We start from the raw sequence: 17,491 nt of genomic DNA, 5'->3' as shown, positions 1-17,491 counted from the left end.
CGCTGTGGACACGGCCAAGAAGCCGCTGCCTGAGGCCTATAAGGGTCTGGGCTATCACGAGCTCAACGCCATGCTCAATCTGTATGGTCCGAACGGTGAGATCCAGTTCGAAGCCGACCGCGAAGCTGCGCACCAGTACTTCCTGCAGCACGTGAACAACAACACCGTGTTCTTCCACGATCTCGAAGAGAAGCTCGACTACCTGGTCAAGAACCAGTACTACGAGCGCGAGACCCTCGACCAGTACACGATGAACTTCATCCGCGAGCTCTTCAACCGCGCATACAAGAAGAAGTTCCGCTTCGAGACCTTCCTTGGCGCCTTCAAGTTCTACACGTCTTACACGCTGAAGACTTTTGACGGCAAGCGTTTCCTGGAGCGCTACGAGGACCGTGTCTGCATGGTTGCCCTGCACCTTGCCCGCGGCAATGAAGAGCTGGCCAACCGCCTCGTTGACGAAATCATCGACGGCCGCTTCCAGCCTGCTACCCCGACGTTCCTGAACGCCGGCAAGGCCCAGCGTGGCGAGCTCGTCTCCTGCTTCCTGCTCCGCATCGAAGACAACATGGAGTCGATCGCCCGTGCCATCAACTCCGCCCTTCAGCTGTCCAAGCGTGGTGGCGGTGTAGCACTCTCGCTCACCAACATCCGTGAGCACGGTGCCCCGATCAAGCAGATCGAAAACCAGTCCTCCGGTGTCATCCCCGTCATGAAGCTCCTCGAAGACAGCTTCTCCTACGCCAACCAGCTCGGCGCCCGCCAGGGTGCAGGTGCCGTGTACCTGCACGCGCACCACCCGGACATCCACCGCTTCCTGGACACCAAGCGCGAGAACGCTGACGAGAAGATCCGCATCAAGACGCTCTCCTTGGGCGTCGTCGTTCCGGATATCACGTTCGAGCTCGCAAAGAAGAACGAGGACATGTACCTCTTCTCGCCGTACGACGTCGAGAAGGTTTACGGTGTTCCGTTCTCCGACATCTCGGTAACTGAGAAGTACTACGAGATGGTCGACGATTCCCGGATCAAGAAGACCAAGATCAGCGCCCGCGAGTTCTTCCAGACCCTCGCGGAGATCCAGTTCGAGTCCGGCTACCCGTACATCATGTTCGAGGACACCGTGAACCGGGCCAACCCGATCGACGGCAAGATCACCATGAGCAACCTGTGCTCGGAGATCCTGCAGGTTTCCTCGCCGTCCATCTACGCCGAGGACCTCAGCTACGAGACCGTCGGCAAGGACATCTCCTGCAACCTGGGCTCGATGAACATTGCCAAGACCATGGATTCGCCGGACTTCGGTCTTTCCATCGAGACGTCCATCCGCGCCCTCAGCGCTGTGTCGGACATGTCGTACATCAACTCGGTGCCTTCGATCGCCCAGGGCAACGCCCAGAGCCACGCGATTGGCCTCGGCCAGATGAACCTCCACGGCTACCTTGCCCGTGAGCACGTCCACTACGGTTCCGAAGAGGGCCTGGACTTCACCAACATCTACTTCTACACGGTGCTGTTCCACGCCCTGCGCGCGTCCAACCGCCTGGCCATCGAGACCGGCCAGAAGTTCGGCGGTTTCGAGAAGTCCACCTACGCAAGCGGCGAGTTCTTCGACAAGTACACCGAGCAGGAATGGGTTCCGGCAACGGAGCGTGTCCGCGAGCTCTTCGCCGGCCACCACATCCCCACCCAGGATGACTGGCGCGAGCTGAAGGCATCCGTCATGGAGCACGGTATCTACAACCAGAACCTCCAGGCCGTTCCGCCTACCGGTTCCATCAGCTACATCAACAACTCCACCTCGTCGATCCACCCGGTGGCCGCCAAGATCGAAATCCGCAAGGAAGGCAAGATCGGCCGCGTCTACTACCCGGCTCCGTACCTGACCAACGACAACCTGGAGTACTACCAGGATGCCTATGAAATCGGCTACGAGAAGATCATCGACACCTACGCCGCTGCCACGCAGCACGTGGACCAGGGTTTGTCCCTGACGCTGTTCTTCAAGGACACCGCCACCACGCGTGACATCAACAAGGCTCAGATCTACGCATGGCGCAAGGGCATCAAGACGCTCTACTACATCCGTCTCCGCCAGCTCGCGCTGGAAGGGACCGAGGTTGAGGGTTGCGTCAGCTGCATGCTGTGATCGACCTTCAACGGTTGATAAATTGCGGCAGTTGCCGCGCTCATAACTGAAAAGCACGACGGCGGGTCACCACCCGCCGTCGTGCGCTTACCTTAAGAACCCAACGCTAAAAGGGGATGAAATGACCGAAAAGGTCAAGCTGCTGACGCACGTCGAGGCCATCAACTGGAACAAGATCCAGGACGACAAGGACGTGGAAGTCTGGAACCGGCTGGTCAACAACTTCTGGCTTCCGGAGAAGGTGCCGCTGTCCAACGACGTCCAGTCGTGGCACACGCTCACGCCGGATGAGCAGCAGCTCACCATGCGTGTTTTCACCGGCCTCACCCTGCTGGACACCATCCAGGGCACGGTGGGCGCTGTCTCGCTGATCCCGGATGCGATCACTCCTCATGAAGAAGCCGTGTACACCAACATCGCTTTCATGGAATCCGTGCACGCGAAGTCCTACTCGTCCATCTTCTCCACCCTGTGCTCCACCAAGGAGATTGACGACGCTTTCCGCTGGTCGCTCGAAAACGAGAACCTGCAGAAGAAGGCGCAGATCGTCATGGATTACTACCAGGGTGACGATCCCCTGAAGCGCAAGGTGGCGTCCACACTGCTGGAAAGCTTCCTGTTCTACTCGGGCTTCTACCTCCCGATGTACTGGTCTTCACGCGCCAAGCTGACGAACACGGCCGACCTCATCCGCCTCATCATCCGTGACGAGGCCGTGCACGGTTACTACATCGGCTACAAGTTCCAGAAGGGCTTGGAGAAGGTTTCCGAGGCCCGCAAGCAGGAAATCAAGGACTACACCTTCGAACTGCTCTTTGAGCTGTACGAGAACGAAGTCCAGTACACCCACGACCTCTACGACGGTGTCGGCCTGGCCGAGGACGTCAAGAAGTTCCTGCACTACAACGCCAACAAGGCCCTCATGAACCTCGGCTACGAGGCCATGTTCCCGGCTTCGGTCACCGACGTGAATCCGGCCATCCTGTCGGCCCTGTCCCCGAACGCTGACGAGAACCACGACTTCTTCTCCGGCTCGGGCTCCTCCTACGTGATCGGCAAGGCCGTCAACACGGAAGATGAGGACTGGGAGTTCTAGTTCGTCCAAGTGATCGGAAATCTGCTCGGGATCAGCTGCGGAAGCGGCTGGTCCCGAGTTTTTTTGTGCTCTGAGCGGCCCGGTGACCGCCAAGCGTTTGAAGCATTAGGTCATGTAAGACTTGCGTAATTATGGTGATACTGATCACTTTTAGGCCATCCGGCTTTGCAGGTAGGCAAGCCTTACCTACTCTTACAGAAGCGCGCCTTCCCAACACTCAGGCCTGCACGGATGAAGGTCCCCCAAGAGTTTTTGTTCGCAGAAAGAAGTCCCCCAATGAACATCCCCAAGAAAGCGCTGGCCGGAATCGCCCTCGCGGCAACCGCAGCACTTGGCCTCAGCGCCTGCGGCTCCAACGCCGGCAGTGCCCCCGCTTCTTCCGGTTCCGCCTCCGGAGGCACAGTCTCCGGTGAAATCACCGTCTACAACGCCCAGCACGACACCCTGACCAAGGAATGGGTGGATGCCTTCACCAAGGAGACCGGCGTTAAGGTCACCATCCGACAGGGCTCGGACACGGAATTGTCCAACCAGATCGTCCAGGAAGGCCAGGCTTCCCCGGCTGACGTCTTCCTGACTGAGAACTCTCCGGCAATGGCGCAGGTAGAGAACGCAGGGCTTTTCGCCGACGTGGACAAGGCAACCCTTGACCAGGTTCCCGCTGAATTCCGTCCGTCCACCGGCAAGTGGACCGGCATCGCTGCCCGCTCCACCGTCCTGGTGTACGACAAGAACAAGATCAGCGACGACCAGCTGCCCAAGTCGATGCTCGATTTGGCCAAGCCGGAGTGGAAGGGCAAGTGGGCAGCGTCGCCGTCCGGCGCCGACTTCCAGGCTATTGTTGCCGCGCTGCTTGAGCTCAAGGGCGAAGCAGCAACCGAGGAATGGCTCAAGGGCATGAAGGAAAACTTCAAGGCCTACAAGGGCAACAGCACGGCCATGAAGGCAGTCAATGCCGGTGAAGTCGACGCCGCGCTGATCTACCACTATTACTACTACGGCGACCAAGCCAAGACCGGCGAAAACTCAAAGAACGTCACCCCGTACTTCTTCAAGAACCAGGACCCGGGAGCTTTCCTTTCCGTCTCCGGTGGCGGCGTCCTCAAGTCCGCCAAGAACGCGGCCGCTGCCCAGGCATTCCTGAAGTTCATCACCGGCAAGCAAGGCCAGGAAGTCCTGAAGAACGGCACGTCCTTCGAATACGCCATCGCCTCTCAGGTGGATGCCAACGCCAAGCTCGTCCCGATCAAGGACCTGCAGGCTCCCACCGTGGACCCGGCCAAGCTGAACTCCGCCAAGGTCACCGAGCTGATGACCAAGGCAGGGCTCCTCTAGTTCTGTGATCACCGACCTCCCGGCTTCCCGACCACAAGGAACGGAAAGCACGACGACGGCGGGCAAGGGCAAACGCCCTCGCCCGCCTTTCGGCGTTTCCACCGTGTCCATCCTGGCAGTGCTGATAGCCCTGTTTTCGCTTCTTCCGCTGGGCTACGTCGTCTACATGACCGTCGCGACCGGCTGGGACACCGCCGTCGAGCTCATCGTCCGCCCGCGCGTGGGTGAGCTGCTGCTCAACACGATCCTGCTGACCGTCATCACCATCCCGCTGTGCTTGCTGCTGGGGGTCGGTGGTGCGTGGCTGGTGGAGCGGACAACGCTCCGGGGGCGCCGCTGGTGGGCCGTTGCATTGGCTGCCCCGTTGGCTATCCCTGCATTCGTCAACAGCTACGCCTGGGTTTCGGCCGTGCCGTCCCTTGAGGGGCTGTGGTCCGGGGTGCTGATAGCGACCCTTTCCTACTTCCCGCTGGTGTACATACCCGCCGCTGCCACGCTTGGCCGCCTGGACCCGGCCATCGAGCAATCCGCCGCCTCCCTTGGGCTGGGCCCGTGGGCAGTGTTCTTCCGGGTGGTCGTGCCCCAGCTCCGCATTGCCATGACGGGCGGGGCCCTGCTCGTTGGACTGCACCTCCTGGCCGAGTACGGCGCCTTCGCCATGATCCGCTTCGACACCTTTACGACGGCGATCATGGTCCAGTTCCAGTCGACGTTCAACGGTGCCGCCGGCAACATGCTGGCCAGCGTCCTGGTGGTGCTCTGCCTGTTCCTGCTCCTTGCTGAAGTGAAGAGCCGCGGAACGGCGCGCTATGCACGCATCGGATCGGGTGCCCAAGGCAAGACCACGCAGCTGCCGCTGGGTGGTTACCAGCTGCCGGCCCAACTGAGCCTCTTGGCGCTCACTGCGCTGGCATTCGGTTTGCCGCTCTGGTTTGTCCTGAAGTGGGTGATGGCCGGAGGCGCCGAGGTCTGGGAGGCGGAGGAATTCCTTCCGGCACTTCTTCAGACCCTCCTGTACGGGGCTGTTGGAGCGGCTGTGACCACTGTGGTTGCCTTCCCCATGGCTTATCTGGCTGTCCGGCACCCCAGCTGGTTCAGCAAGCTGCTTGAACTCTCCAACTACGTCACCAGTTCCCTTCCGGGAATTGTCGTTGGCCTTGCCTTTGTGACCGTCAGCATCCGGGTGGTGCCAGGTGTCTACCAGACGGCAGGAGTCCTCGTTGCGGCCTACGTGTTGCTGTTCCTTCCCCGGGCGTTGGTCAACCTGCGCTCCGGCCTCGCGCAGGCTCCCAAGGAACTCGACGAAGCTGCGCAATCCCTGGGCAAGGCCCCCTTGGTGTCGTTCTTCAAGGTGACGCTGCGGCTCACGGCCCCGGCCGCGGCCGGGGGAGCGGCCCTGGTATTCCTGGCCATTGTCAATGAACTGACGGCCACGCTGCTCCTGGCGCCCAACGGTACACGGACCCTAGCCACCGAATTCTGGAGCAAAAGCAGCGAGATCGACTACACCGGGGCAGCTCCCTATGCCTTGCTGATGATCCTGCTCTCGGCTCCCATGACGTACCTGCTTTTCCAACAGTCCAAGAAAGTAGCCGGACAGTGACAGAACAAGCCCCTTCCCGACTTCCGTCGCCCCGGGTGGCACCCTCCGTGGCCCCGACCACGAACTCACACCTGGACATTTCCGAGGTCACCAAGAATTTCGGTTCCCAGGCTGTCCTTAAAGGAGTGAACCTCTCGGTCGCCCGCGGCGGGACCACCGCCATCGTTGGCCCGTCCGGCTCCGGTAAAACCACGTTGCTTCGGCTCATCGCGGGCTTCGAACATCCGAACACCGGTTCCATCAGCTTGAACGGCCTTCCCGTGGCGGGAGAAGGAGTCAAGGTCCCGGCGCATAAACGCCACGTCGGGTACGTTGCCCAGGACGGTGCACTGTTCCCGCACCTGACCGTTGGACAGAACGTCGCCTTCGGTTTGGATGCCGGCAAGCTCGACGGCGGCCGCCGGGCTGTGCGGGCCCGTGTGGAAGAACTGTTGGACATGGTCTCCTTGGACCCCGCCATGGCAAAGCGACGTCCGCATCAGCTCTCCGGCGGGCAACAGCAACGCGTCGCCTTGGCCCGTGCGCTGGCACGCGAACCGGAACTGATGCTCCTGGACGAGCCCTTCTCGGCCCTCGACGCAGGCCTGAGGGTGGCCACCCGCCGTGCCGTGGCGAAAGTTCTCAACGCCGCAGGGGTGACCACCATCCTGGTCACCCACGATCAGGCCGAGGCCTTGTCCTTCGCCGACCAAGTGGCCATCATGCGTGGCGGGCGGCTGGCCCAGATCGGCAACCCCTTCGTGGTGTACACCCGTCCGGCAGACCGGGCCACGGCAGAATTCCTGGGCGAAGCAGTCATTCTCGACGCTTGGATGGAGGGCTCCCTGGCGACGTGTTCCCTCGGTGGCATTGCCGTCCGGCGACCACCGGCCCAGGGGAAGGTCCAGCTCATGCTGCGCCCGGAACAAATCCGGATTGCCCCGGATGGCCCGATCCGTGGCGTTGTGGTCGATACCGACTACTTCGGCCCCGAAACAACGGTGCGAATCAAGCTGGGCGCTTACACGGCCCTGGATGGGGCCGGGCAGGGCCAAAGCCATCGCTACCCGGGCGGTGGCGAGATCATTACCATCCGGCACTGGAACGCGTCGATCACCAGGCCGGGCACGGAACTTTGCCTCCGTGTGGTGGGTGAAGGAGTGGCTTTCCCTGTAGGGGAGTAGCCAGCTCAGGTGCCACCTGCCGTGACACGCAGGTGGCCCGGCAAGGGAGGAGCCTGGGAACGGTAGCTATGCCCGGTGGGCGTCCGGACTTCCAAGGTATGGACGGAGTCGGTGTCGTTCCGGCCCGGCTCTGTTTTGCTGCTCCAACCCGGGTTTTCTTTAGTGTGGTTGCAGGCTTCGCAAAGTCCGGCGCCGTTGTCCAACGAGGTGGATCCGCCACGACGCCAGGGGACTATGTGGTCGATGTGCCGAATGGGCGCGTCGCAGTACGGTGTCCGGCACAGGTTGTCACGAACCTCTATGAAGCGGCGCATTCCCTGCGGAAAGAAGCGGGACCTCGAGTCCTCGGCGATGAGCTCCCCGGTGCCGGGGGCTGTGTAGAGGCGGCGAAGCCAAACATGGAAATCACTGTCGGGATCGCCGAGGGTCTTCGTTGTGGATACAAGGTCTCTGGCCCACTGGGCGGGGACAACCCCATAGCCGGTCAGCCGCGCCGGTTCGGAGTCGTTGGCCAGGAGGGTGCGGTCTGTCATCACCAGCTGCAGGTCAATCCCGGAATAGCCGGCGGATGAACCGGTGATCCGCTCAACCAGGGTGTCGGCCATAACTTGGCCCCGACCGCGTTGCTCACCACCAGGACGGGACCGGGCTGAGTCGGCGGCCCGCGTGAGTGCCGCGTAGGCTGCGACGCCTTGGGCTACCGGAAGCAGGGCGGTCAGGATGGTCATCGTGTCAGGTGCCGGCCGCAGACTCACGGTCCTCTCATTCGCGGCAGCCCGCTGGGTTACCGAACGCGGATCACGGCGATAGGCTGCGGCTTTAGCAGCGGCAATGATGGCCTTGTCCCCGGCGCCTTCGAAGGTTCCGGTATCCGGCGCGAGCTCTTCATCCACGGCCGCCCGATCCTCAACGGACAAGCAGGCGGTCTCCTTGACGAGTAGGGTGGCTCTCCACTCATTCAACAGTCCCGCATCCACGGCGGCCATGGTGTGTGGCATCTCCGTGACCAATGCCCGGGCCAAGCCAAGGAGTCGGGAGCCACGGTTTGGGGATTCCCGCCGGGCGAGCGCCACTTGCGCGCCTACACCCTTGCCACGCTCGGAAGCCGGGACTCCGGCCTCAGCCTGCTCAGCGCGTTGGGCAAGGTCGAAGGCCACAGTGATTTTGGCCTGAAGTCCCGAGATGGCCGACTTCATGTCTTCCAGTACCCGCAGTTGGTTGATCAGATCCCTGCTTATCGAGCTGGGAGTGGCTGAGCCTGGAACGGCGGGGAACTCCCGGTCAGACGGAACCGGCATCAGCGCGGCGCTGACTCCTGCACCCACTGGTCTCTCCGGCTTTCGTCCCATGTTCCTACTTTGACAGGAGGCACCGACATTATTAGCCGACGGGCTAACCCCGTAGCCGGGCAGCCTCACTTGCCAGCTCGGCTTCCAAGGCCTCAATGCTGGGCAGGCTCGCAACCAACTCCTCGGGCAACGAGTCGGCCAGGGAAGTCCGCCACTCCGCGATGCCCACAGGTGCGCTGAAGCCGCGTAAGGCGTACTCGGCCACGACGCTGTTTTTCTCCTTGCACAACAGCAACCCGATCGTGGGTTTGTCGTCAGGGTGTGCCATGAGGTCATCCACCGCTGCCATGTACATACCCAACTGGCCGAGGAAGCCGGGCTCCAACTTCACGGCCTTCAGCTCGATCACCATGTAGCAGCGCAGTTTCAGGTGGTAGAACAGCAAGTCGGCGAAGAACTCGTCGCCGGCAATCTCCAGCCGGACCTGCTCGCCCACAAAAGCAAAACCCTGGCCCAGTTCCAAAAGGAATTTCTCCACGTGCTTCACCAACTGCAGCTCCAGGTCCCGTTCGGTGTGACGGTCAGTCATGGATAGGAAGTCAAAGACATAGGGGTCCTTGGTTGCCTGCTGGGCGAGGTCCGAGTCCGCGGGGACCATGGTGGCCTTGAAGTTGGTGATCGCTTGCCCTGACCGCTCGTGCAGGCGGGTGGAGATCTGGTGCGTCAGCACGTTGCGCGACCAGCCATGCCGGGCAGCCGCCGCTGCGTACCAAAGCCGCGTTGCGGCGTCGTCGAGCTTTTCGAGCAAGGCGATCTGGTGGTACCAGGGCAATGTTGCAAGCGGCGCTTGCAACATTGGAAAGTCGGGCCATGCCTGGGCGAAGCTCTTCATGTAGCGCAGGTTCCTGGGGGAGAAGCCCTTGGCTTCAGGGAATCTGGTGCGGATGTCGGCGGACAAGCGGGTGACCACCTTTGCTCCCCAGCCTTGCTCGGATTCACGCTCGGCGAGCTGGCGTCCGATGCTCCAGTACGAGTTCAGCAACTCCGAGTTGGCAGCGGCCTGGGCGCGGGTCCTGCCCACCCGGATTTCCCGGGCCACGGTGTTGAGCAGTGTGGGGTACCAATCGGGCATGGAGGACGCAGCCGGCACGCCTGGAAACGAGGCCTCGGTTGCGAGCTCTTTGGACGGCATGTTGCTCCTGTCGATTGCTGGTGTCATCACGCTAAGACCGGGCACTGACAAAATAGACGGGTGAGTGAAGCTGGCGAATTCGTGGACTACACCCTGCAGATGGAATCGACGTGGGAGCGGGCAGAAGAGGCCAGTGCGCGTCTCGGCGAAGCCTTGAAAGTGTATGGCGCCTCCGTGGGGGCCGTTCGCGGGACAATCCGGGATGCGCTGAAGCGTTACAAGAACCTCGGCCATGACGAGATCACGGCGCTCAGCTCCGAATTGTGGGAACAGCCGGTCTTTGAGCGCCGTCTGGCCGCGGTGGTGTTGCTGCAGAGCAAAGTAGGTGTCCTCATTAACACAGACCTCACCCGGATCGAAGGCTTTATCAGGCAGTCCGGCACCAGGGAGCTGGTGAACCCGCTTGCCACTGATGTGGTGGGTCCGCTGCTGGCACGGCTGGAAGGCCGGGCAAGGGAACGCGCTGAACGCGTGCTGGAGCGCTGGGCTGAAGATCCCGACCCTGAGCTTCGGCGAGCAGCGGCATTGGCCTCAGGTGCTGCCACCCCTTGATAAGCATCAGAGACCGGCCTAGCGTTTCCCTACCGCGTGCCAGCGGAATTGAGAGGCAGGTCGATCCATGAAATCGCTGTGGTTGGACAGGGAGTCCCGCTTTGCATCCGATGCCGTCCCCGAAGAAAAGCACTTTGACACGATAGTTGTGGGTGCCGGGTTGACGGGCATGGTGGCGGCATTGTTGTTGTCCCGTTCCGGTCAGCGCGTGGTGGTCTTCGAGGCGCGCACCTTGGGGGCGGTGACCACCGGCAACACCACGGGCAAAGTGAGCCTCCTGCAAGGTGGGGCGTTGTCGGCCCTGCGCGGCCAATATCCGCTCAAAGTGGTCCGGGCCTATGTCGAAGCCAACAAGACGGGGCAGGCGTGGCTCACCCAGTACATGGAGCAGCAGGGCGTCCCCTTCCAGCGCCGGACCGCGGTCACCTTCGCCACCACGGACGACGGCGGCCAGCGGCTCCGGAAGGAAGCTGCCGTTTCGCGGGACGCGGGTTTGGATGTCCATTTCAGCCGCGATCCCGGATTGCCGTTCCCGGTTGTGGAGGCGCTGGAGCTGGAAGACCAGGCCCAGATCCACCCCATGGATGTCCTGGAGACCCTCGCCACTGATATCCGGGAACACGGTGGCCTGATCGTCGAAGGCGTGCAGGTCCGGAATGTGGGCTCAGAACTGCCCCTTGGGGTTTCCACCAGCCGGGGCACGTTTACGGCCGACACTGTTGTGGTGGCCACGGGAACGCCCATCCTTGACCGCGGCCTGTACTTCGCCAAGCTGGAACCCAACCGTTCCTACGCGGCCGCCCTTCGCATGCCAGGCCACATACCCCAAGGGATGTACCTGTCCATTGACGCGCCCACCCGGTCCCAGCGTACCTATCCCGCTCCTGACGGCGAGTTGCTGCTGGTTGGCGGATACGGCCACACTGCGGGCCGCGCGATGTCGCCGCAGTCGCATCTCGATGACCTGCTGGGATGGGCCAACCAGCACTACCCCGGCGCCGAGGTCACCCACAGGTGGTCGGCACAGGACTATCAGGCAACCAACCTCATGCCGTTCTTCGGCAAGCTGCCCCGGGGGCGCGGAAGGATCTTCTTCGGCACCGGCTACAACAAGTGGGGGATGAGCAACGGCGTCGCCGCAGCATTGTCCATCACCTCTGACATTCTGGGTGGCCAGTCCGACTGGGCCACCACCATCCATCACCGGGTGACGTCACCCCAAGGGGCCTTTCAAGCCGTGAGGCTCAACGCCAGTACCGCGAAACGAATGATCGAAGATAAGGCGAAAGTCAGGAAGAACCCCGAAATTACAGACGAGACGCATCCACCCGAAGGGACCGGCGTCGTCGGGTTGTACAAAGGCGAACCCGCCGCGGTTTCCACCGTCGACGGCAAGGTCTGCATGGTCTCCGCCAGCTGTGCCCACTTGGGCGGCCTGCTGACCTGGAACGACGCCGAGAAATCATGGGACTGCCCGCTTCACGGTTCAAGGTTCACGCCCGAAGGGACATATCTTGAGGGGCCGGCAACCCATGACCTGGACAAGACGGTGGGCAAGAAAGCGAAGGACTAGCCAAGCCGGTCGACGCGGCGCTGGGCCTGGTCTGCGCTGCGTCGGAGTTGGGTTGCTGTCCTGACTGCGAGCTTCTTGCCGGACTCCGCGGAGTCCGCATCACGCGCAAGGCCAATGAGGTCGGCTTCCAGCGACGCCAGGCGTTTCTTCACCTCGGCAATTTCCGCCTCGACGTCCGCGCGGCGGCGAGCCAGTTCGTTAACGGCCTCCCAAGCCTCGGAAGCTTTCTTCTCGGCGTCCTGTGCCTCCCTGTCGGCGGCCTGGAATTCGTCCTGGGCCTGCTTCAAGGCAGCCTGACGTTTTGCCGCGCGGCGATCGGCCAGGGAAGTTGCTTGTTCCTTGGGTGCTTGTTCCTTCGGTTCCTTTTCCTTGTTTGCCGCTTCCTTGGCAGCAGCTGCTTTCTTCCGGACTGGCTCCGCGGCCGGCCCTGCTTCGGTCCCCGCCGCGCTGCCGGAGCCAGCGATGTCCTCCGCAGAGGCCGCTGCGACGGCGTCCGTCAGGTCTACGGACTCGAAGCCACTTCCGCTCAGCCCGCGCACCAGTCTCCCCGTGCCTACGGCCCGCGCGGCTCCGGCGTCGGCCATGGCTGCCCTGAGCGTTTGTTCCACGTCCGATGCCGCGGCCGCGCTCAGTGGCGCGCCCAATTCATCGGCAAGATCCTTTGCGGCGTGGACGGCGGACGTCAATTGCCCCTGCCGCTGCTGGCTGAGTTCGCGGAACGCCGCGGCATCCGATTCTTCCTGGGCGGCGCGCAGGGATGCGCCGAAACGCACGACGCCGTCAATCACCTCCGGCCTGTGGGCCGCCAGCATGTTGATGGCCCAGGCGCCGGCGGCCGGCTTGGGCAGGCGGCCAATCTCTTGTGCGAGTTCCTTGTTACCGTCTTCTTTGGCCGCGCGCACCAACGACGTTCGTGCGGAGGTGAAGTCGCGAGGCAGCACGGCGTACAGCTCCTGGGCGGCCTCATGGAGATCCATGGATCCATCCTAGGGTTCCGTTACTGCTGTTGCCGTGAGCGAATCTTCGAAGCGCCCGGGCTTAGGGTAGCCTAAGTCGAGTGGACCAGATCATGAGTTTGCCCTTCGGCGTCGCCTTGGCAGCGCTGTTCGCCATCGTCATGATCCGTGTCAATGTCACGTACTGGATTGGTCGTGGGGCGGTTGCCGGCTTTTCCCATACCCGTTTCGGCGCATCGCTGGAGCGGCCCAAAGCGGCCCGCGCCCAAGCCCTCATACAGCGATGGGGACCCTACGCCGTCGTTCTTTCTTTCCTGACCATCGGCCTGCAGACGGCCATCAACCTGGCCGCCGGAGTGGCGCGCATGCCACTGAGGCGTTACCTGCCGGCCGCCATAGCGGGATCGGTGATCTGGGCTTTCCTCTATGCGACCATTGGGCTCGCAGCGCTTGAGGCATGGCTGGCTGTCGCCGCAACATCGCCGCTTGGAGCGGCCATCGGCTTGGTTGTGGTGGCTGCCGCGGTTGTCTGGGTAGTTGTGATCCGCAGGCGTCGGGCGGCACGCAAATCAGCGGATACAGTGGTCTGAGTTCTACTGCTGGATCGGCGAAAGGCTCGGATTGACTACTGCATTACCGGAACTGGCGGACGGTGATTTCTACTACGAATCATTGGGTGATGGCCGTTTCCGCTCGACGATCCACGCCCAAGGCGCCTGGAATCCGCACGAACAACACATGGCACCGGCCTCGGGCATCCTCGCCGATGCCCTGGTTCGGTATGAGCCCAGGGACGATGTCCGTCTTGCCCGGATCAGCTATGAAATCCTGGGCCTCATCCCCGGTGGCGAGTTTCAGGTCACCACCTCGACGCTGAGGCCGGGAAAGACCATCGAACTGATTCAGGCTGAACTTTCAGCAGCCGGTCGCGTGGCCATTCGGGCTGCGGCCTGGCGGATGATCACCAGCGATACCAGCGCGGTTGCGGCGGTGGAGGACGAACCCCTGCCTGCCCCGGACGAATGCAAGCCCTGGGATGGTGCCAGTGTTTGGCCAGGCGGGTATATCCGGTCCCTGGAGATGCGTCTTGCCGAGGGGCACCGACCCGGTTCGGGAAAGGTCTGGATCCGGACGTCCCATCCGCTGACGGACCAGGCGGACAGCACGGACCTGGCCAGGCTGATGGGCCTCGTGGATACTGCCAACGGTATTGCGGCACGTGTTCCGCCTGGCGAAGACAGCTACATCTTCCCGAACGTTGACCTGCAGATCCACATGTATCGCTCGCCCTCCGGCGAATGGCTGGGCCTGGACAACAAGGTCTCGTTTGGCGCCGATGGAATCGGGTTGACCTCCACGGTCCTTCATGACGTCCACGGGCCCTTCGGCAGGGCCGAGCAGATCCTGACGCTGAGGAAAAGCTGATGCAGGCAGCCGCCGAAACCCGCAAGCAGCTCACGGTTTACCGGCAACAGGAATCCCTCGGAGCTGCCGGCGACCTCGATTTTGCCCTGGAACTGTTGAAGCGTGCCCGCGGTGGCCAGCTGGGCCCTTCCCTTCGCTTGTACCGTCCCGAACCCACGGTCGCGTTCGGCCAGCGGGACGCCAACCTGCCGGGATTCGCCGCTGCGGAAACAGCCTGCCGGGAGCTGGGCTTCGAACCACTCATACGCAAGGCAGGCGGCCGTGCTGCCGCGTATCACCAAGGCAGCCTGGTGATAGACCACATCGAGCCGCATCCGGACGCCATTGTCCGTGCAAAGGCGCGCTTCGCGGAGTTCGGGGAGCTGCTGGCCAGTGCCCTTCGCAGCGTTGGCGTCCATGCCGCCGTCGGCGAGATCCCGGGGGAGTACTGCCCGGGTGAGTTCAGCGTGCACGGCGAGGACCCTGATTTTCCCGCCCACCGGATCAAGCTCATCGGCACCGCCCAGCGGGTGGTCTCCGGCGGCTGGTTGTTCAGTTCGGTGATCGTGGTGGAAAACTCCGGGCCCATCCGGGACGTGCTCACAGCCAGTTACGGCGCACTCGGCCTGGAGTGGGACCCGGCAACTGCCGGCGCTGCCAATGATCTGGTGCCGCATCTGGATGTCACCACCGTGGAGGCCGCCGTCGTCGAGGCTTACCGCGGTTATGCGGACGTGGTCGACGGCGACTTCCGCAGTCTTGCGGGTTGACCGCCTCAGCTTCGTTGAGCCTGTTGCACGCCGGGTTTAGGCTGGGGTGATCAGTTACCCAATCACGCGAATCGCGGTGTAGCGATGGGCCGGAAACAGCATCCCATAGAGGATTCCGACGCGGAACTGAGCGTCGGTACACCCAAACGGTCCGCTGGTGGTTTGCCGAGCTTGACTGAGACACTGCCGCACGCCATGTCGTCCATGGGGCCGGTGAGGGCCTGGAAGACACTCCGGGCTGTCAACCAAAAAGACGGCTTTGACTGCATGAGCTGTGCGTGGCCCGATCCACCCGAACGCAAACGCGCTGAATTTTGTGAGAATGGCGCCAAAGCCATCGGCTGGGAGGCGGAGCCGCTCAGGATCCCTGCCGCTTTCTGGGCGGAAAATACCTTGGCTTCGTTGGCGCACCGGCCGGAGTATTGGCTCGGCCAGCAGGGCCGTCTGGTGGAACCGGTGTACAAAGCTGCAGGCGCGGACCGGTATGTGCCCATTGGCTGGGACGAGGCGTTCGGAATCATCGCACAGGAGTTGAACGCCCTTGAGTCGCCGGACCAGGCTACGTTCTATACGAGCGGGCGGACCAGCAACGAGGCCGCCTTCCTCTACCAACTGTTCGTACGGGCATTCGGGACGAACAACCTTCCCGACTGCTCAAATATGTGCCACGAGTCCACTGGCGTTGCCATGGGCGAGACGATCGGTGTAGGCAAATCAGCGATTACGTACAAGGATTTCGCGGCATCGGACTTGATCATCATCATGGGACAGAACCCGGGCACCTGCCATCCACGGATGCTGACCGCGTTGGAAGAGGCCAAACAGGCGGGCGCGAAGATCGTGGCCGTGAATCCCCTGCCGGAAGCGGGCCTGATCAATTTCCGGAACCCCCAGCGTCCCCGGGGCCTGGTTGGAAAGGGCACGGACCTGGCGGACCAGTTCCTGCAGATCCGCTTGGCCGGCGACATGGCGTTGTTGCAAGCAGTATCCAAGCGGGTCCTTGATGCTGAAAGCGCGGCGCCCGGGACAGTCCTGGACAGGGCCTTCATCGATACCCAATGCCAGGGTTTCGTGGGTTTTGCCGCGCACCTGGCAACACTGGGCGAAAGCGAAGTCCTTGCCGCGACAGGGCTGAGCAGTGACGAAATCGATGAACTCGCTGGAAGCTACCTCCACGCCGGAAAAGTCATCATCACCTGGGCCATGGGGCTGACCCAGCATAAGAAGGCCGTGTCCACCATCAAAGAGATCATTAACCTCCTGCTGCTGCGCGGTAACATCGGCAAGCCGGGAGCCGGTCCGTCTCCCATCAGGGGCCACAGCAATGTCCAGGGCGACCGGACCATGGGCATTTGGGAAAAGATGCCACCACGGTTCCTTGCCGCCCTGCGGGATGAGTTCGGCTTCGATCCGCCCCGGAATCCCGGCGTTGACGCAGTGGACAGCATCCGCGGTATGCGGGACGGCAGGATCAAAGTGTTGGTGGCGCTCGGTGGCAACCTCGTCCACGCGATTTCGGACACCGCAGTGGCGGAGGAAGCCGTCAGGCGGACGCGCTTGTCCGTGCAGATCTCCACCAAGCTGAACCGGTCACATGTGGTGGTTGGTGAGCAGGCGCTGATCCTGCCCGCTTTGGGACGCACGGAGATAGACCGGCAGGGTGGGGTTGCACAGTTCGTCACTGTGGAGGACACGGTCTGCGCGGTGCACAGCTCCGCCGGTACGTTGGAGCCGATCGCTGCCGGCGTGATGTCCGAGGTCGCCATTGTTACCCGTTTGGCTGAAGCGGTCCTTGGCGCCAAGGTGCCGGTTGATTGGTCGGGTTTGCGGTCCGACTACGACGCCATCCGCGACCATATCGCGCACGTTGTGCCAGGTTTTGACGGCTTCAATGACCGTATTCGCCAGAAAGATGGCTTTGTTCTGCCGCACGGACCCAGGGACAGCCGGACGTTCCCGACCCCCTCCGGAAAGGCCATGTTCACGGTCAATGATCTGGAGACCATCGAGCTGCCGAAAGGGCGGCTGATTTTGCAGACCATCCGGTCCCATGACCAGTTCAACACCACGATGTATTCGTTGAACGACCGCTACAGGGGTATCAGGAAGGGGCGCATGGTTCTGTTCGTCAATCCCCAGGACCTTGGGGAGTTGGGTCATGAGGACGGTTCCTACGTGGACGTTCACAGCGAGGCCGACGACGGCGTGGACCGGGTTCTCCGTCAACTGCGGGTGGTTGCGTACCCGACCGCCAGGGGCTGCGCGGCTGCGTACTACCCCGAAGCGAACGTTCTCGTCCCGCTGGACTCGACAGCAGACGAAAGCAACACACCTGCTTCGAAGTCGGTGATTATTCGCCTTGAGCCGGCCGCCGCCCCGGAGTTCGAGGGGGCGGCCGGCAAGGAGGGTTGA

The 17,491-nt window shown here is 62.5% G+C and carries 14 protein-coding genes; 11 read left to right on the top strand and 3 right to left on the bottom strand.

What is annotated here, in order from left to right; genetic code table 11:
* Nucleotides 1–25 precede the first annotated feature (25 nt).
* The 5 genes from nrdE to JMY29_RS11075 all read left to right on the top strand — a co-directional run bounded on the left by nrdE (nt 26) and on the right by JMY29_RS11075 (nt 7,343).
* Nucleotides 26–2,146, top strand: a complete 2,121-nt coding sequence (gene nrdE, locus JMY29_RS11095; RefSeq protein WP_026267172.1) for a class 1b ribonucleoside-diphosphate reductase subunit alpha — start codon at nt 26–28, stop codon at nt 2,144–2,146.
* Between the two features lie 121 nt (nt 2,147–2,267).
* Complete coding sequence (gene nrdF / locus JMY29_RS11090; RefSeq protein WP_011775019.1) at nt 2,268–3,242, top strand: class 1b ribonucleoside-diphosphate reductase subunit beta; 975 nt, start codon at nt 2,268–2,270, stop codon at nt 3,240–3,242.
* 276 nt (nt 3,243–3,518) lie between these two features.
* The gene (locus JMY29_RS11085; protein WP_039241728.1) at nt 3,519–4,577 is read left to right on the top strand and encodes an iron ABC transporter substrate-binding protein; all 1,059 of its coding nucleotides are present in this window, start codon (nt 3,519–3,521) and stop codon (nt 4,575–4,577) included.
* A 4-nt stretch (nt 4,578–4,581) separates the two neighbouring features.
* A complete protein-coding gene (locus tag JMY29_RS11080; protein ID WP_189075494.1) occupies nt 4,582–6,180 on the top strand; it encodes an ABC transporter permease in 1,599 nt (532 codons plus the stop codon).
* A gap of 47 nt (nt 6,181–6,227) precedes the next feature.
* Complete coding sequence (locus JMY29_RS11075; RefSeq protein WP_055976093.1) at nt 6,228–7,343, top strand: ABC transporter ATP-binding protein; 1,116 nt, start codon at nt 6,228–6,230, stop codon at nt 7,341–7,343.
* Nucleotides 7,344–7,348: 5 nt separating this feature from the next.
* On the opposite strand, the gene JMY29_RS11070 is transcribed toward JMY29_RS11075, so the two are convergent.
* Complete coding sequence (locus tag JMY29_RS11070) at nt 7,349–8,692, bottom strand: HNH endonuclease (protein WP_374757495.1); 1,344 nt, start codon at nt 8,690–8,692, stop codon at nt 7,349–7,351.
* A 43-nt stretch (nt 8,693–8,735) separates the two neighbouring features.
* Nucleotides 8,736–9,824: a PDDEXK nuclease domain-containing protein gene (locus JMY29_RS11065; RefSeq protein WP_189075495.1), complete on the bottom strand. Its 1,089-nt coding sequence runs from the start codon at nt 9,822–9,824 to the stop codon at nt 8,736–8,738.
* A gap of 60 nt (nt 9,825–9,884) precedes the next feature.
* Here JMY29_RS11065 and JMY29_RS11060 point away from each other — a divergent pair, with 60 nt between their 5' ends.
* Together JMY29_RS11060 and JMY29_RS11055 are read left to right on the top strand one after the other, a co-directional pair.
* A complete protein-coding gene (locus JMY29_RS11060) occupies nt 9,885–10,376 on the top strand; it encodes a DNA alkylation repair protein (protein WP_039241721.1) in 492 nt (163 codons plus the stop codon).
* A 67-nt stretch (nt 10,377–10,443) separates the two neighbouring features.
* Complete coding sequence (locus tag JMY29_RS11055) at nt 10,444–11,949, top strand: FAD-dependent oxidoreductase (protein WP_189075496.1); 1,506 nt, start codon at nt 10,444–10,446, stop codon at nt 11,947–11,949.
* Here the strand turns inward: JMY29_RS11055 and JMY29_RS11050 are convergent.
* Nucleotides 11,946–12,926 carry a coiled-coil domain-containing protein gene (locus tag JMY29_RS11050; protein ID WP_189075497.1) on the bottom strand — a complete coding sequence of 327 codons (981 nt, stop codon included), beginning with the start codon at nt 12,924–12,926 and terminating at the stop codon, nt 11,946–11,948. The genes JMY29_RS11055 and JMY29_RS11050 overlap by 4 nt on opposite strands.
* 80 nt (nt 12,927–13,006) lie before the next feature.
* Here JMY29_RS11050 and JMY29_RS11045 point away from each other — a divergent pair, with 80 nt between their 5' ends.
* From JMY29_RS11045 to JMY29_RS11030, 4 genes are all read left to right on the top strand, one after another.
* The gene (locus JMY29_RS11045) at nt 13,007–13,495 is read left to right on the top strand and encodes a DedA family protein (protein WP_039241714.1); all 489 of its coding nucleotides are present in this window, start codon (nt 13,007–13,009) and stop codon (nt 13,493–13,495) included.
* Nucleotides 13,496–13,526: 31 nt separating this feature from the next.
* On the top strand, nt 13,527–14,330 hold the full coding sequence (locus tag JMY29_RS11040; RefSeq protein ID WP_189075498.1) for a thioesterase family protein: 804 nt from the start codon (nt 13,527–13,529) through the stop codon (nt 14,328–14,330).
* Nucleotides 14,330–15,079, top strand: coding sequence for a lipoate--protein ligase family protein (locus tag JMY29_RS11035; RefSeq protein ID WP_018777782.1), 750 nt, complete (start codon nt 14,330–14,332; stop codon nt 15,077–15,079). Before JMY29_RS11040 ends, JMY29_RS11035 begins: the two co-directional genes overlap by 1 nt.
* Before the next feature lie 84 nt (nt 15,080–15,163).
* On the top strand, nt 15,164–17,491 hold the full coding sequence (locus JMY29_RS11030) for an FdhF/YdeP family oxidoreductase (protein ID WP_189075499.1): 2,328 nt from the start codon (nt 15,164–15,166) through the stop codon (nt 17,489–17,491).

This window comes from Paenarthrobacter nicotinovorans, assembly GCF_021919345.1.
GTDB classification, from domain to species: domain Bacteria; phylum Actinomycetota; class Actinomycetes; order Actinomycetales; family Micrococcaceae; genus Arthrobacter; species Arthrobacter nicotinovorans.
Note: the sequence above shows the minus strand (reverse complement) of the source record. Positions and strands in the feature narration are given on the sequence as shown.

What these genes read in the sequence shown, in the direction of transcription:
- nrdF (WP_011775019.1), top strand. Translation starts at nt 2,268, where the DNA reads ATGACCGAAAAGGTCAAGCTGCTGACGCACGTCGAGGCCATCAACTGG.
- JMY29_RS11085 (WP_039241728.1), top strand. Translation starts at nt 3,519, where the DNA reads ATGAACATCCCCAAGAAAGCGCTGGCCGGAATCGCCCTCGCGGCAACC.
- JMY29_RS11070 (WP_374757495.1), bottom strand. Translation starts at nt 8,692, where the DNA reads ATGGGACGAAAGCCGGAGAGACCAGTGGGTGCAGGAGTCAGCGCCGCG.
- JMY29_RS11065 (WP_189075495.1), bottom strand. Translation starts at nt 9,824, where the DNA reads ATGCCGTCCAAAGAGCTCGCAACCGAGGCCTCGTTTCCAGGCGTGCCG.
- JMY29_RS11055 (WP_189075496.1), top strand. Translation starts at nt 10,444, where the DNA reads ATGAAATCGCTGTGGTTGGACAGGGAGTCCCGCTTTGCATCCGATGCC.
- JMY29_RS11050 (WP_189075497.1), bottom strand. Translation starts at nt 12,926, where the DNA reads ATGGATCTCCATGAGGCCGCCCAGGAGCTGTACGCCGTGCTGCCTCGC.
- JMY29_RS11035 (WP_018777782.1), top strand. Translation starts at nt 14,330, where the DNA reads ATGCAGGCAGCCGCCGAAACCCGCAAGCAGCTCACGGTTTACCGGCAA.
- JMY29_RS11030 (WP_189075499.1), top strand. Translation starts at nt 15,164, where the DNA reads ATGGGCCGGAAACAGCATCCCATAGAGGATTCCGACGCGGAACTGAGC.